Genomic DNA, 15,532 nt, shown 5'->3' on the forward strand with positions numbered 1-15,532 from the left:
GATGCAGACGGTCATCTCGACAGAACGGGGGTACGAAGGCCTCGTTGAATACCTGCGGGAGTCCGGGATGAAGAAGGTCCTGGTCGTCTGCGGGAATTCATGCGGTCGCCTGAACATAGGCAGGTTTCTTGATGAACAGATTCGTCAGGGAGTGATGAGTGCCGTGTACTTCAGGGATTTTGCGCCGAACCCGGATTACGCCTCTGTCGTGAAGGGCGTCGAAACTTTCCGGTCAAACGGTTGCGATTCCATCCTCGCCATTGGTGGCGGCAGTGCCATGGATACGGCCAAGTGCATCAAGTTGTATGCGACGATGCCTGCGGGTTGTGACTACATACACGAAAAGGTTGTCCCGAACGCGATTCCGTTCGTCGCAGTTCCCACTACGGCCGGAACGGGAAGCGAGGCGACCCGCTTCGCCGTAATCTACTATAACGGGGAGAAGCAGTCCGTCACGGACGCGAACTGCATTCCGCAGGCGGTGCTGTTCGACCCGTCCGTCCTGGACTCGCTTCCGGAATATCACCGGAAGTCCACCATGATGGATGCGTTCTGCCATGCGGTGGAGTCGTCCTGGTCGGTCAATTCTACGGACGAGAGCCGGGAATATTCGAGAAAGGCAATCCGCCTGATCCTGGAAAATCGCGATTCGTACCTGAACAATGAACCTGCCGGGAATAGAAAGATGCTCGAGGCGGCGAACGTTGCCGGCAAGGCCATCAACATTTCGCAGACGACCGCCGGGCACGCCATGTGCTACAAGCTGACAAGCCTGTACAAGATTGCCCACGGGCATGCCGCGGCGCTGTGCGTGTCTGCGCTGTGGCCCTATATGCTCGCCCATAGGGATGACTGTGCCGATGTGCGTGGCGTGGAACACCTTTCCGGCGTATTCGCAACCCTGGCCGAATGCATGGGCGCACAAACCCCTGAGGCTGCCGCAGAAAAATTCAAGGACTTTGTAGACGGACTAGGTCTCGGAATCCCGTCCGTCCGGGACGACTCGGATTACGATATTCTGAAAAAGTCGGTCAACCCGGTACGTCTCAAGAACAACCCCGTAAGATTGGACGAAAAGGCCATAGACACCCTTTACCACCAGATTCTGGGAGAATAAGATGAAAGTTGAAAGATTGATGGAAATTATCGGAGCCGATTTCTACACCGGCGTGCCGGACTCCCAGCTCAAGGCCCTCTGCAACTGCCTGATGAATACATACGGCATCGACCCGAAACACCATGTTATCGCTGCAAACGAAGGCAACTGCACCGCCTTGGCCGCCGGATACCACCTGGCGACGGGCAAGGTCCCCGTGGTCTACATGCAGAATTCCGGCGAGGGCAACATCATCAACCCTGTGGCCTCCCTTCTTAACGACAAGGTCTATGCCATCCCGATGGTGTTTATCGTGGGCTGGCGTGGCGAGCCCGGCGTCCATGACGAGCCGCAGCACATCTATCAGGGCGAAGTCACCGTGAAGCTCCTCGAGGATATGGATATCGCCACGTTTATTATCGGCAAGGACACGACCGATGCGGAAGTTGAATCCGTCATGGCCGAATTCAGGAAAGTCCTGGCCCAGGGCAAGGATGTCGCCTTCGTTGTTCGCAAGGGCGCCCTTTCCTATGACGGCAAGGTCGTATACAAGAATGACAACGTGATGGTCCGCGAGGAGATTATCCGCCATATCGTGGCCGTGTCGGGCGAGGACTCGATCGTATCCACTACGGGCAAGGCCAGCCGAGAACTTTTCGAGATTAGGGAAGCTAACGGACAGAGCCACAAGTACGACTTTTTGACGGTGGGCTCCATGGGGCACAGTTCCTCGATCGCTCTCGGTGTCGCGCTCAATAAGCCCGAAAGGAAGATCTGGTGTGTCGATGGCGACGGCGCCGTGCTCATGCACATGGGGGCCATGGCGGTTGTCGGTGCGAACGCGCCGAAGAACCTGGTGCATGTCGTAATCAACAATGGAGCGCATGAAACCGTGGGCGGTATGCCGACCGTAGCCGCCAGGATGGATCTTGTCGCGATTGCCAGGGCCTGCGGCTACCCGAAGGCGGTGTCCGTAGATACGTTCGAGGCCCTGGACCGCGAATTGAAATCGGCAAAGTCCGCCAAGGAACTGACCTTTATCGAGGTCAAGTGTTCCATCGGTGCCCGTGACGACCTTGGCAGGCCTACGACTACTGCCCTGGAAAATAAGCAGAACTTCATGGATTTTTTGAAGTGAATTTTATTATAGTTGACGAAGCATGTCCCTAAAAACGTCTGTCATAACATCCCTCATTTGGAAGTTCCTTGAGCGCATCGGTACGCAGGGGGTTTCTTTCATCGTTGCGATTGTTTTGGCTCGTCTGCTGTCGCCAGCGGATTTCGGGCTGATTGCCATAGTGACGGTCTTTGTTACCATGGCGAATGTATTTGTGCAGAGTGGCCTGAATACCGCGCTTATCCAGAAGAAGAATGCGGACAATCTGGACTTTTCGACCGTATTCTTTTCGTGCCTTGCGCTTGCCGCTGTCCTGTATATGGGGCTGTTCTTTAGCGCTCCCTTTATTGCGGAGTTCTACAACAATCAGTCGGAACTTGTTCCTGTAATTCGAGTGCTTGGACTGATGCTCCCGCTTGGCGCCTTGAACTCGATTCAGGAAGCCTACGTAGCTCGGAACATGATGTTCAAGAAGCTATTCTACCGTAGTGTCGGGGCCGTCATCCCGGCGGGCATTATCGGAGTCGTGTGTGCCTATCTGGGGATTGGAATATGGTCGCTTGTCGCCCAACAGCTTTCGAACGCATTCCTCATTTGTGTCATTATGTGGTTTACGGTAAAGTGGCGCCCGTCTCTAGCTTTTTCTTTTGAACGATGGAAGGGACTGTTCTCGTTCGGGTGGAAACTGCTTTGTTCTTCGTTGCTAGATACATTCTATTATAATATTAGAGATTTGGTGATTGGAAAGCTGTTTACCCCTGCTGATCTCGGTTTCTATAATCGCGGTGACCAGTTCCCGAAACTCATTATTACCAACATTAACGCATCTATACAGTCGGTGTTGTTGCCGTCGCTTTCAACCGTTCAGGATGATCGAGTGAGGTTGAAGGCGTTGGCTCGTCGTTCCATAAAAACAAGCTCCTTCTTGATTTTGCCCATGATGGCGGGGCTTGCTGCATTGGCTCAGCCTCTTACCTTAGTACTTCTGGGTGAAAAGTGGTTGCCGGCGGTTCCGTTTATCCAGATTTGCTGCTTTAGTTATGCATTCTGGCCTATCCATACAACGAACCTTTCTGCAATCAATGCCGTCGGCCGTAGCGATGTATTCCTGAAGCTCGAGATTATTAAGAAAAGCTATGGGCTGACCATCCTTGCTATCGCGGTTTATGCATTCCGTTCGCCACTCGGTATTGCCATGAGTGCTGCTATCACGGCTCCGTTGGGCTCCTTTGTGAATGCGTATCCCAACAAGAAACTATTGGATTACGGCTTTGCCGAGCAAATGAAAGACTTCCTACCATCCTTCTTTTTGTCCGTGGCGATGGGTGCCACCATTTATCTGGGCGGGAATTTCCTTACCGAAAGACTGAATTTGGCACCTATTTTGCTGATGGTTGTTTCTGCAGTCGTAGGTATTTTGCTCTATTTTGGATTGGCTAAGGTGCTTCATTTTGAATGCCTGGATTATCTGATTAAGACGATTAAAGAGTGGAAGTTTAAATCAAATAAGGCTGATTTGGAAAAATGATAGATCGCACTCAAGAAGACGTGATGCAATGCTGGCCGAAGGAATGGGATACTCCTTTGGTTAGTATTCGGTGCTTAGCGTACAATCAGGAACAATATATTGTGCAGACTTTGGAAGGTTTCCTGATGCAGGAAACCGAATATCCATTTGAGATCGTTATTCATGATGATGCGTCGACAGATAAAACAACAGATATTATTCGGGAATATGAACAAAGATTCCCGAAGATAATAAAGCCTATTTATGAGACTGAGAACCGATATTCTAAGCATGATGGGTCGCTTTCGCGTATGATGAGAGATGCCTGTCACGGAAAGTATATCGCTTTTTGTGAAGGGGATGACTACTGGATTGATCCTTCGAAACTGCAGACGCAGGTGAAATGGATGGAGGAACATCCTGAATACACGATGTGCTGCAGCAATGCGAATGTTGTTTCTTCACGGGAAATTGATTGGACTAGATATCCGGAAGATTGCGATATTCCTCTTGCTGATATGGTTCTTTGTGGGGGAGCCTGGGTTGTAACGTGTACGACTTTGTATAGAAGAAATATTGTTGAGGAATACAGTAGGCTTGATTTTTGCCTTCAATGTCATGTTGGTGATTATTGTTGCCAAATTTTAAGTGCCTTATTGGGAAAAGTTCGGTATTTCAACACGCGTATGGCCGCATACCGTTATTTGGCTGTCGGGTCGTGGTCTTCAAAAAACACAGGTTTTGATTATAACAAGAAACTCAAGGGCTGGCGTTCGGAAATCGACATGCTGAAAGGCTTTGATGCTTATAGCGAGTATAAGTATCATGACCTGTTCGAAAAGAAGATGTCCTTTGACGTGTACGTGAATTCTGTAATTGCTGGCGACGGATTCCGGCCGGCAAAAGATGTTAAGGCAATCTTGTCTAATTTTGAAGATGTGAAGGGTTTCTCGCTGTTGCAGAAAATCAAGATATTCCTAATCACCCATCACTTGTCCTTCCTGTTCCAAATTAAACGTGGACTGGCGGGCAAGAATAAGGAGCAACCGAAATGAAAAAATACAAAGTCGGATATACCGCCGGGGGTTTTGACTTGTTCCATGTGGGGCATTTGAACTTGCTGGAACGATGCAAGCAGATGTGTGATTATTTGATTGTCGGCGTGTGCGATGATGACTATGTCAAGAACATCAAGCATAAGGAGCCTGTGTTTAAGGAAGACGAGCGTGTCCGAATCCTGAATGCCCTCAAGTGCGTTGACCGGGCTGAACTCGTTAACTTCGAAATTACCGACGACAAGATGTTCGCCCTGAAAAAATTTCATTTTGACGTTCTCTTTTCAGGGGACGATTGGAAAGGGTCCGAACGTTATAATAAAACCGAAGCGGATTTTTCAAAAGTCGGCGTTTCTATAGAATACCTCCCTTATACTAAGGGCATTTCTTCAACAGATATAAAGAAGAAAATCTAGCACGGCTAAAAAGTATCTTAGTTGCAAGTGAATATTAAACCGTCCCGATTGCTACTTGCCTGTGCCTTGCTGGCGTCGTCTGTGCATGCCCGCGAGACTGTTTTGCCGGTGCGTGCTCCCGAAACTAGCGTACTGCTTGGGGGCGTTGCGGAACTCCGTGACGACGTCTACAGTGCCGATATCAATGTGGCGGGGGAATATGCCTTTTGCAAGTGTTTTAGCGTCTATGGTGATGTTGCCTACCGTCTTGTAAGTTACGAGTGGAATACGATGCTGCACGACCAGATTCACGAGATGGTGAATCTGCGGGTAAATGGATTGAATGAATCGTACGTGGGCGTGAAATTTATGCCGTTCTCTTTCGCGGGTGTTGATGCTAGCTGGCGGTTTCCGCCGCGCGAGGGTTCCCAAGTCAATCGTTTTCACCGTTTGGGCGTTTCGCCTTTTGGCCTCTATGAATTCTCACAGAACATGACGCTTGGCACTGCGGTGGAATACCTTACCTTTCTTGAAAAGGGTGGGTTCCTCCCGGGAGATGAAATTGGCCTGAAGGGGAGCGCATCCTGGAAACTGCTATGGAACCATGAGACTTGTTCCGGCTGGAAATTTGACTATGTCTTTTTGTATCGTTGGCGAATTCAGGAATCCGAAAATGGCAATCTTGACAAGCCGTACCGCAAGATGAATGACCTTTATCGAGGTTTTAAGATGCGCGTTGACGCCGCTCGCTATTTTTCGCTTGTGGGCAATTCTCTATGGTTCACGCTCTTTTATGAAATAAACCGTGGCAACCTGTTCGGGATGGAAACAGGCCACACACTTGGTATCTATGCGAAATTGAATTTCGGAAACTAGTACTTTCCGTACTTGTATCCGTAACCGTCGGAGTGGCTGTGTTCGTATTTGTTGATGACAATGCTTGCGTGTGCGTCGCCATTACCCTTGAGTAACTGAGCCATGCCGTCCTTGATGGCATCAATGCTGTGCTTGTTATATTCAATGACCATTACAAGTTGCGAAGCGTAACGACAGGCGAGTGTTGCATCTGTGACAAGCATAATTGGTGGAGTGTCAATTATAATCATGTCGTATTCCTTCTCCAAGTTGCTGATAAGTTCAGTGTAGTGCTTGGAACCGAGCAATTCGGACGGGTTGCTCGGAACGTTGCCGCACGGCATGACGAAGAGATTTTCAACTTCGGTGGAATGGATGACGTCTGCTAGTTCTGCATTGCGCATGAGCAATTGGGATAGACCGTTGCCGCGCTTGATTCCGAATTCCTTGTGCAGGCGGCCCTTGCGGAGGTCTGCGTCAATAAGGAGCACCTTTTTGCCGAGTCCGGCGAACAAGGCGGCCAAGTTGACGGAGATAAAGCTCTTGCCTACGCCGGGGATAAGGCCGCTTACGCCAATGATTGGACGGCAACCTTCGTCCATGCTAAATTCAAGTGAGCTGCGGAGTGCGCGTAGCGATTCAACGGCCACGTCGTCCGGTTCGACGACGGCGAGAGGCCGTGTACCCTTGGTTCCGTTGGGATTGCCCTTGGGAATCTTGGCGTAGACGCTGAATCCGGTTTCTTTTTCGATAAAGTTCGGGTCGCGTACGCCATTACTGAACTTGCTTTTGATGCTTACCAAGGCTGCGCCAAATAGGAAGCCAAGGAATAGGGCTACGCAGAGGATAATCTTTTTCTTGGGCTTTGTCGGTTTTCTGACTTGCTCGGCATAATCAATGATGCGGACTGTACCCACTTCGCCGGCAGAAACAAGCTTAAGTTGTTGAATGTTGTTTAGCATAGTTGTGTACATGATTTTGGTCAGGTCCACTTCATTGTTCAGTTTTAAAACTTCTTGCTGGGTAGCGGGGAGTTTCTTTGATTCGCTGGTATTGTGTGCTAATTCGCGCTTGATCGTGGCTTCTTGTTCTTCGTATGTCTTGATGGTGGGGTGTTCCGGTTGGAATAGACGGATGGCGTCCTGTTTTTTCTGTTGCAGATTCAGAAGGTCCTGTTGCAATTTGTTTCTGCGTTCAAGCACAAGCCTTGTTTCGGCATTGATGTCGACAGAACCAACGCGGTTGCGGTAACTGTTGAAGCGGAGCATGGCGCTGTCCATTTGAGCCTTGACTTCAGGAAGTTGTTTTTCCAAGAATTCCAAAGTCTTCTGAGCTTCGGCGTTACTGCGTTCCACGTTCTGCCGGAGGTAGGCGTTGGCAATTTCGTTCAGGATTTCGGTGGCGCGGTCGGGATAGATATCTTGGTAGCTGAATTCGAGAATGCCTGTTTTCTTGCCTTTTTCCTTGATATCGAAAGCGCTTTTAAATGCATCGATGGCGTCAAGCCTGTTCATCTTGTATAAAGAGAAGCGTTGTCCTTTCTTTATGTCCATCTTCAACACGCTGAAGGTGGCGGTATCGCCTGCGTAGGGGATTCTGTATGTTTCCCCTGCATGGCAGTTGCTCATGACTTTCTTGTTGTTGTGGTCATACAGCTCGAAGGATAGACTGTCGTTGGCGACTGCAGTCCATGCACCTCCGCGTTCTTCTTCGGGGAGGTTGTCCCACGGGATTTCCAGCTGGTTCAGTTCCATCCTGCCTTCCTTGTGTAGCAGGCGCTGGAGTTTGCGGGTTGGGGTTGCTACGTAAAGCAGACGCATCTTGTCTACGGCGTCGCCGATAATCTGCCTACTCTTGATGAGCTCGATTTCGGTTTCGGCAGGGCTAGAACTGGCAAACAGGCTTCCGAGGCTGCCCATCATGGCGCTGGCCATTCCCTTGTTGTTTTTCGATTCAATCTGCAGCAGTGCGTCTACCTGGTAAATGGGGCGAATCCACATCGCCACAAAAACGCCCACGACGCCCGAAAGAATCAAACATGGCAGCATGATCTGCCAGTTCTTGGCCAAGTCCTTCAAAAGGTCAAAAAGATCGGTTTCTTCTTTTTTAGCAGACGATGCCATTAGATAATCCTCAATAATCTAAACACTCTGACATAAAATAGAAAAAATTGCTAAAATATTTGCAATGAGAAAGTTTTTTGCATTAGTGTTTATGGCCGTTTGCGCCTCTTTCGCCTACATTCCGGGCGAATCGGGCTTCGTGTCGCAGGATGGCGGCCACGGGATTTTCGGCAACCCGGCGTCCCTTTCGGCGTTTGATTCGAAGGGCGTGCTGCTCGGCTACCAGTTCGATGACAACGTGTCCGCCTTGCGTGCGGGTGCGAACCTGGAGAGGCTCGGCGTCGGTTTCGATTACCGCACCGACGGCGAGGGTTTCGATGAGGCCCGCTGGAGTGCCACGTATTCGTTCCCGATGTTCGACCGTCTGCTTTTCTGGGGTACGCGCGTGCAGGCCCTCCGCAGTGCGGATTTCGAGGGTACGGAATGGACGCTGGACCAGGGCTTTCTGGTTCGCCCCTTCAACTGGCTTTCTTTGGGCTACACCTGCGAAAACTTGCTTTACCTTGGGCCGGAGTCGCAGGACCGCATCCATAGTTTCGGTGCTACCCTCCGCATTGGCCGCAACCTTGCGGTGAGCTACGACTGGGAAGATTTCGAGAACCACAGGCTCTTCCTGGAACTTGGGCTCTACGGGTTCCGCTTCGCTTTCCAGATGCCCCTTTACGGCGACGACGAATGGCGCCTCACGGTATCGACGTCAATTGGCGGCAACTACGACTTTGCCCTGACGGTGTTCGACGATTACCTGCCGAAGGGTGGCGCTATCGGCTACCATTCGTCGCGTAACCCGCAGGCGTCGCGCTTTGCGCAGATTGTGCGCGTGCCTCTCAATACCGACGTGGTGGAAAAGAGCGAGGGCCTGCCGTTTATCGGTGAACGCGATATCACGCTTTCGAAGGTGCGCAACTTGTTCGAGCACCTGATGCGCGACCCGTCTGCGGGTCTCGTGATTCTCGACTTTTCGGGTTATCGCGGGAACCTTGGCGTCTCGGGAGAAATCAATCGCATGGTGATGGCGCTCCGGGCGCGCGGCTCGAAGGTGGTCGCCTACGTGGATGATATTCGTTTGTCTGTACTTCTGGCGGCTGCTTCCGTTGACCGCGTTGTGGCGGAACCTTCTGCTCACCTGACTTGGCGCGGGCTCGGTGGGAATTCCCTCTTTTACAAGGGCCTGCTGGACAAGATTGGCGTGAAGGTGGAATTCTTGAAGCACGGTGCCTACAAGTCTGCGGTGGAACCCTACGTTGCGGACTCGATGTCTACCGAGGCGCGCGAGAACCGGAAGGAACTCTACACCGACCTCTGGCAGTCCGTCACCTCTATGGTTGCGGTGCGGAACACGCGCCAGTCCCTCGGGGTCAAACGCACCCTCGATTCGCTGGCGTCTACCCCGGTGGTTTCTGCGTCCGCGGCTGTGCGGGCGGGGCTCGTGGATACGCTCTTGTACCTGGACCAGGTGCCGGCATACGCGCTCAAGTCGTTCTTCGATGTGGACGCCCCGCAGGCGCGCTACAGCGACTGGTACCCGACTTCGCGCAAGATTTTTGACGAGACATGGCGCCAGCGTTCGCGCATTGCGCTCCTGAACATCGACGGTACTATTGATGCGGGTATGGAACAGAGCGTCGCCGAGGCTCTGCGTCGCATGCCGGGCAGTGCCGAGGCGCTCGTGCTCCGCATCTCCTCTCCGGGTGGCAGCGCGATTGCGTCGGACAAGATTTGGGGCGCCATCATGGAACTCAAGAAGCGTGGAATCCCTGTAGTTGCAAGCATTGGCGATATGGGAGCCTCGGGCGCGTATTACATTGCCTGTGCCGCCGACGCGATATTCGCCGAGCCGTATTCCATAGTCGGGAGCATCGGCATTTACGGTGGCAAGATAGATGCCTCCGGACTCATGAGCAAGGTGGGCCTGAAGGCGGAGACGGTAAAGACGCACGAGCATGCCGATGCGGAAACCTTCACGCGCCCGTGGACCGACGCGGAGAAGGCCGCCCTCCAGCAGTACATGGACGAGTTCTACGAACGCTTTGTGAAGGTGGTCTCGGGTGCTACAGGCATCGCCCGCGCGAAGGTGGATTCCTCGTATGGCGGCGGCCGCGTGTTTATTGGCGAGAAGGCCTACAAGTACGGGCTGGTGCAGGGCCTGGGCGGCCTGGATGCTGCCCTGAAGGAGGCACGCAAGCGCGCGAATATTGGCGAGGGCAACGATATCGAACTTGTCCCGATTCTTACCGGCGGCTCTAACATCATTCGTGATCCCTCGGCAAGTGCGCTTATCGACTTTGTGCTCGGTGCCGAGCGCGTGCAGTTCTGGGCCCTCGACCCGCTGCTCTGGGAAGGTGCCGAATGATAGCCATTGTCGTTACAGTCCTCTGTTGCCTTGCCGCCTCGGCGTTCTGTTCCGTGACGGAAGCTTCTTTCTATAGTGTGCCGCCCGCGACGGTCGAGTTCCTGCAGAAGAACAAGAAGTTTACGGCCAGGTACCTCACGCACGTTAAGGAAAATATTGACCGCTACATAGCATCCGTGCTAATCGTGAACACGGTCGCGAACACGGTGGGTGCCTCGCTTGCGACGGCGCTCGCGGTGAAGCGCCTTTCCTCTACCGGCGCGATGGCGCTCCCGATTGTCCTCACGATTCTCATTCTCCTCTTCGGCGAAATCACTCCCAAGACGCTCGGCGTAAAGCAGGCGAAGACGTTCGCCCCGCTCGTGTCGGTGCCGTTCTATTATATCACCAAGATTCTCGGCTGGACCGGGCTCATATGGCTGTGCCTCACGCTTACCAAGCACTGGACGCACGAGGACGAAGAAAAGAAGGACGTGAGCATCGAGGACATCAACAGCCTTGTGAGTCTTGGCCTTCGCGAGGAGGTTATCGACCGCCAGCAGGCTTCCGTCATCAAGAACATTCTTGCGCTCAAGTCGGTGCCTGCACGCAAGGTGATGACTCCCCGCCAGGTGGTGTTCAGCCTCCCTGCCGACAAGACCTTCGGCGAGACCATCGACGAACTCGGGAATTGGCCTTTCTCGCGCATCCCGCTGTACGCCGAGAACAAGGATGCCTGGATTGGGATTGTGCTTAGGCGCGACGCCTACAACAGGCTTGCGGAAGGCGAGCGCGACGTTACGCTCCGGCAAATGATGCGCCCCCTCCAGCTGATACCCGACAGCGTGATGCTCGACAAGCTGTTGCTCCGGTTCTTGAAGCAGCGCGGGCACATGGTGGGCGTGGTGGACGAGTTCGGTGCCATCGCGGGCATCGTGAGCCTCGAGGACGTGCTGGAAGAAATCCTCGGGCGCGAGATTGTGGACGAGTACGACGAGTCCGTGAACCTGCAGGAAACGGCCCGCCGCCGCAGCAAGGCCCTCGCGTTCATCCGCAAGAAGCGCCCCAAGAAGTAACTTGTGTTGCATTGTCATCCCCGCGCAGGCGGGCGGACAGCACTTAGCACTTTAGTGCTTAGTGCGCATGGCCACCAAGGTGGGGATCTTTCCTTCAAAATGACTATATAATTATATCAATTCATATAATTGATAGAGTCTAAAACCCGTATTTTTAGGACTTTTCTAGAAAAATATGATTTTTTACCCTTGTCGGCCTTGCCGAAACCATCTATATTTGTATCGCTTTTTCCGGGGCACCCCTGCCCAGGAATTCCATTAACTAGAGGATTTACATGAAGACCATTACGGTAAACCCGAAGTCCGTTACCCGCAAGTGGAAGCTTGTGGACGCTGCGGAAAAACCCCTGGGACGCGTTGCAAGCGAAGTTGCTCGTCTCCTCATGGGCAAGCACAAGGCCATCTACTCCCCGAACGTCGACACTGGCGATTTCGTCGTTGTCATCAACGCCGCCAAGGTTGCCGTTACCGGTAACAAGAACCTGCAGAAGGAATACTTCCGTCACACCGGTCACATCGCCGGCGAACGCTGGATCAACTTTGCCGACCTCATGGCGAAGGACCCGACCGCCCCGCTGACCGCTGCTATCTGGGGTATGCTCCCTCACAGCGCTCTTGGCCACAAGATGGTTAAGAAACTCAAAATCTATGCCGGCGCCGAACATCCGCACGCTGCGCAGAACCCCGAAGTCGTTGACTTCTAATCTTTAGAACGGAGGATACCTCTATCGCTACCGCAAAGAACAAGAAGATCTACCGTGGCACGGGCCGCCGCAAGAACGCCATCGCCGCTGTGATCCTGAAGCCGGGTACCGGCAAGCGCACTATCAATGGTCGTGATTTCAAGGATTACTTCCATTCCGAAGTGCAGAACATGATCGCCAACCTTCCGTTCGCCATCCTCGGCAACGCGGAAGAATGGGACGTCGAAGTCACCGCTCGTGGCGGTGGAATCGCCGGCCAGATGGGTGCTGTCCGCCTGGGCATTGCCCGCGCTCTCGTGGCCAACGACGCCGAAGTCAAGCCCGCCCTCAAGAAGGAAGGCCTCATGACTCGTGACGCCCGTGCCGTTGAACGTAAGAAGTTCGGCCGCAAGAAGGCCCGTAAGCACTTCCAGTTCAGCAAGCGCTAATCTGCGAATCGCTTTACAAGAAAAGCTCCGACATCGTCGGGGCTTTTCTTTTTTATGCACACCGCAGGTGTGCCCTCCCTAGTCTCGTATTGCGCATTTAAATTATCTTTTATATATTATTGTTAGGATGAGAAAAAAGGCTTTATTATTACTTGCTGCGGTTGTCCTGGCCTCGTGCAGTTGGCCGGACAGTTCCGTTTATTACACATTTGACGAAAAGTCGGGCGAGGTCATGCTTACTGACCTGTACGGCCTCGTGTTTAAGCCCGTGTGCAGCGTGGACGGCAAGGAAAAGAAGTGCGGTGCCGTATTCCGCGAATTCATGGAAGAATCTATGGTATTTACGTCCCACATGGAATACAGTACCACCGAAATAGTCATTCCGGGCTTTAAGGACGCTTCGATACTTTCTCTCCAGGTGAAAGACGACAATTCCGGCGACGTGCGGCCCTTGCTTTCGTACAAGCAGAGCGACATCCCGTACATGAAGGGGAGTACATACGTGCCCTCGGTCATGGAACTGCATGCGACATCGGCGCCTACGGAATATACGCTGTCGGGCTACTACGATGGCGACGAATGGGTCAATCGCGACACGACGGTTTCCGTCGGGGACACGCTGTTTGCAAATGAGGATGGCCTGCTCAGGTTTACGGTGCAGGACAAGGCGGGGAACAGGGCCTCGCTAGAGGTAGATCTTGGTAATGTTCTTAAGAAGAATGATGCGAGTACAATCAAGTCTCAGCGAGTGAGTGGGTATGATTGGGAAACCCGCAAGGATACTTCCTATACCTATTATTATTGGGTGGCCGATGCTGGCACCGTTTCGTTCACGCCTATTGAAACCAATTTCGAACCGCTGAAGTCCTCGCCGACATCTACGGTGCCGTTCCTTCATTTGCTGTTTGCGGAAAACATGTCCTACACATCCGGTGATTCGAATCTGGTGGATGGCGGGTTCAATAAAAGTGCCCTTTGGATTACGGTGGTGAATTATGCAAAATAGGTTTACCGCTGTAATATTTGCCTTGCTGCTTGCTATCTGTTCTTTTGCGGATGACGGAGCCTTTAGCAAGTTTAGCATGGGTGTCTCGCTAGGCTATGGCCCGTCGTACCTGAAGGGTGCCGAAAAGTATTATGATGAAGAAAAGACGATGGGGTTCAGCATGCTGTTTGAGATGGCGTACCCAATTGCCGACAACATGTCGCTGCGCGCGTCCATAGGCTTTGATGGAATCTTTGGGCTGGTTTCCGAGTATGAGTACGTCCATCGAAGTGTCAGGGATTCGATAGAATCGAATGTTTTTGAGATTGCCTTGCTCTGGAATGTATTCTTGAATGAATCGTTCTTTGTGAATGTTGGCCCGTCGTTTAGGTTCCCATGGATCGAGGAAGTTGTCGAAATTGAGGGCGAAGAGATTTTTTCTGGCAAGGCCGACTACTGCAACGACTTCTGGCTAGATGCCATGCTTGGTGTCGGCTTTAAATTTAGCAGTATCGAGATAGGTCTCCGGAGCGGCTACGAATTCTTGGGGTTCTATAAGGAAACAAAAAAGTATAAAGAGGTCGATATTCACGAACTCCGGTTCCGCCTCTATCTGGTGTACTGGTTCGGGCAGTAAAACAACTAGAAATTGTCGTCGCGGTCGAACATGTGCGTGACGAACTCGGTCACGAGAGTCACGTAAGCGTCGTCGCTGAAGATGGGCTTCTGCATTAAATCGATTGCTTCTTGAGAAAGCGAACCCGTCTTGGCGAGTTCCTCGCCGCCCTTCCTGTACTTTTCGCGGAGCATGTTGAGGCGGCGCGGGCCACCGCGGTGGTCGAGTGCGCGCATCTGCGGGCAGGCGATGAGCGTGTATCCCTCGTGCCCGAGGATGATGTCGAATTGCTTGCGGATGGGTTCGTACACCACGTCGATGTCCATCCAGGCGCAGCTCGAAAGCAGGATGATTTTCTGGCCTTCTTTCTGGAACTGGAGCCCGTGCAGGTGCGAGTTGAGTGCGTTCGCGCCATCCTTGAGCTTCTGGCCCATGTAGGGGTGGACCATGCCCACGATGCGGTCCATCAGGACCTTCATCTGCCCGGGGATGCCGAACAGGAACAGCGGGAAGCTCCAGATGACGATATCCGAGTTGATGAGCTTCTCGCGCACCATCGGGATGTCGTCGTCCTTGATGAAACAGCTTCCGTCGGGGCGGCCCCAGCAGCTGAGGCACCCGCGGCAGGGCTTGATATTCAGGCGGTCGATGAAGAGGTACTCGGTTTCGTAGTCGCCGTTTTCTTCGAGCCCCTGCACGAACGCCTTCGTGGGGATAAGCGTCCCACTGCGTTCGTTCTTCGGGCTTGCGACCATCACGAGTATCTTCTTCTTTTCTGCCATGCGCCCAAATTTAAAAAATTACGCGGCGAGAATTCCGCGGTACTTGGCGATTAGGCCCGCACGCTCGAGGAACTCGAGCACTTGACCTTCCGGTGCGATAAGATGGTGTAACTTCTTCCTGGAGGCTCCGATGCTCACTCTCCCCACGATGTCGCAGGTCATAGCATGGTTCGGCTGGGGGCATATCAGCTACTGCGCGCGTGGTCCCTGGTTCATGCGTGCGGTACAGCATGCGCTCATAGGGGTGGCGCCTACGGTGGTGGGCTTTACGCTTGGCTACTTCCAGGGGGTGTGGGTTTTTATTCTCCCCTTGTTCCTGCTGTTTTTCGGTTTGGGGTATTTGGGCTAGCAAATTGCCGTTTTTACGCAAATTTCGCCATTTTTGTTGTTGTGATTTACCCAACATCTTTTTGCCGCGACCCCAAAAAAGGGGGCCGGGACACCCTCTATTAATATATATT

15 protein-coding genes are annotated in these 15,532 nt (G+C 52.6%); 13 read left to right on the forward strand and 2 right to left on the reverse strand.

All coding sequences use genetic code 11. The features are described from left to right. Window position 1 precedes the first annotated feature (1 nt). From BUA44_RS01925 to BUA44_RS01950, 6 genes are read left to right on the forward strand one after another with little or no spacing between them, the layout of a single operon-like run. A complete protein-coding gene (locus BUA44_RS01925) occupies window positions 2–1,117 on the forward strand; it encodes a phosphonoacetaldehyde reductase (protein WP_072807859.1) in 1,116 nt (371 codons plus the stop codon). Between the two features lies 1 nt (window position 1,118). After that, window positions 1,119–2,234: a phosphonopyruvate decarboxylase gene (gene aepY / locus BUA44_RS01930; protein ID WP_072807860.1), complete on the forward strand. Its 1,116-nt coding sequence runs from the start codon at window positions 1,119–1,121 to the stop codon at window positions 2,232–2,234. Window positions 2,235–2,256: 22 nt separating this feature from the next. Beyond that, the gene (locus tag BUA44_RS01935; protein WP_072807861.1) at window positions 2,257–3,741 is read left to right on the forward strand and encodes a lipopolysaccharide biosynthesis protein; all 1,485 of its coding nucleotides are present in this window, start codon (window positions 2,257–2,259) and stop codon (window positions 3,739–3,741) included. After that, entirely contained in the window at window positions 3,738–4,775 is a 1,038-nt protein-coding gene (locus BUA44_RS01940) for a glycosyltransferase (RefSeq protein WP_072807862.1), read from the forward strand. The genes BUA44_RS01935 and BUA44_RS01940 overlap by 4 nt, the downstream gene beginning before the upstream one ends. Beyond that, window positions 4,772–5,191, forward strand: a complete 420-nt coding sequence (locus BUA44_RS01945) for an FAD synthase family protein (RefSeq protein WP_072807863.1) — start codon at window positions 4,772–4,774, stop codon at window positions 5,189–5,191. The genes BUA44_RS01940 and BUA44_RS01945 overlap by 4 nt, the downstream gene beginning before the upstream one ends. 27 nt (window positions 5,192–5,218) lie before the next feature. Then, on the forward strand, window positions 5,219–6,046 hold the full coding sequence (locus BUA44_RS01950) for a hypothetical protein (RefSeq protein WP_143151820.1): 828 nt from the start codon (window positions 5,219–5,221) through the stop codon (window positions 6,044–6,046). Here BUA44_RS01950 and BUA44_RS01955 read toward each other — a convergent pair. Beyond that, the gene (locus tag BUA44_RS01955; RefSeq protein WP_072807865.1) at window positions 6,043–8,148 is read right to left on the reverse strand and encodes a polysaccharide biosynthesis tyrosine autokinase; all 2,106 of its coding nucleotides are present in this window, start codon (window positions 8,146–8,148) and stop codon (window positions 6,043–6,045) included. The two genes, BUA44_RS01950 and BUA44_RS01955, sit on opposite strands and share 4 nt — an antisense overlap. Before the next feature lie 91 nt (window positions 8,149–8,239). On the opposite strand from BUA44_RS01955, the gene sppA reads away from it, so the two are divergent. From sppA to BUA44_RS01985, 6 genes are all read left to right on the forward strand, one after another. Continuing rightward, window positions 8,240–10,501 carry a signal peptide peptidase SppA gene (sppA, locus tag BUA44_RS01960; protein WP_255370421.1) on the forward strand — a complete coding sequence of 754 codons (2,262 nt, stop codon included), beginning with the start codon at window positions 8,240–8,242 and terminating at the stop codon, window positions 10,499–10,501. Next, complete coding sequence (locus BUA44_RS01965; RefSeq protein WP_072807867.1) at window positions 10,498–11,556, forward strand: hemolysin family protein; 1,059 nt, start codon at window positions 10,498–10,500, stop codon at window positions 11,554–11,556. The genes sppA and BUA44_RS01965 overlap by 4 nt, the downstream gene beginning before the upstream one ends. A gap of 275 nt (window positions 11,557–11,831) precedes the next feature. Beyond that, on the forward strand, window positions 11,832–12,260 hold the full coding sequence (rplM, locus tag BUA44_RS01970; RefSeq protein WP_072807868.1) for a 50S ribosomal protein L13: 429 nt from the start codon (window positions 11,832–11,834) through the stop codon (window positions 12,258–12,260). A 23-nt stretch (window positions 12,261–12,283) separates the two neighbouring features. Beyond that, window positions 12,284–12,688 (forward strand): 30S ribosomal protein S9, encoded by a 405-nt coding sequence (gene rpsI, locus BUA44_RS01975; protein WP_072807869.1) that lies wholly within the window; start codon window positions 12,284–12,286, stop codon window positions 12,686–12,688. Window positions 12,689–12,815: 127 nt separating this feature from the next. Then, window positions 12,816–13,694, forward strand: coding sequence for a hypothetical protein (locus BUA44_RS01980; RefSeq protein WP_143151821.1), 879 nt, complete (start codon window positions 12,816–12,818; stop codon window positions 13,692–13,694). After that, on the forward strand, window positions 13,684–14,310 hold the full coding sequence (locus BUA44_RS01985; protein WP_072807871.1) for a hypothetical protein: 627 nt from the start codon (window positions 13,684–13,686) through the stop codon (window positions 14,308–14,310). The genes BUA44_RS01980 and BUA44_RS01985 overlap by 11 nt, the downstream gene beginning before the upstream one ends. 5 nt (window positions 14,311–14,315) lie before the next feature. Here the strand turns inward: BUA44_RS01985 and BUA44_RS01990 are convergent, their stop codons facing one another. Continuing rightward, window positions 14,316–15,071, reverse strand: coding sequence for a flavodoxin family protein (locus BUA44_RS01990; RefSeq protein ID WP_072807872.1), 756 nt, complete (start codon window positions 15,069–15,071; stop codon window positions 14,316–14,318). 130 nt (window positions 15,072–15,201) lie between these two features. Here BUA44_RS01990 and BUA44_RS01995 point away from each other — a divergent pair, with 130 nt between their 5' ends. Next, window positions 15,202–15,420, forward strand: a complete 219-nt coding sequence (locus tag BUA44_RS01995; RefSeq protein ID WP_072807874.1) for a hypothetical protein — start codon at window positions 15,202–15,204, stop codon at window positions 15,418–15,420. Window positions 15,421–15,532 lie beyond the last annotated feature (112 nt).

The sequence above is a fragment of the Fibrobacter sp. UWR3 genome (assembly GCF_900143055.1).
Taxonomy (GTDB): Bacteria; Fibrobacterota; Fibrobacteria; order Fibrobacterales; family Fibrobacteraceae; genus Fibrobacter.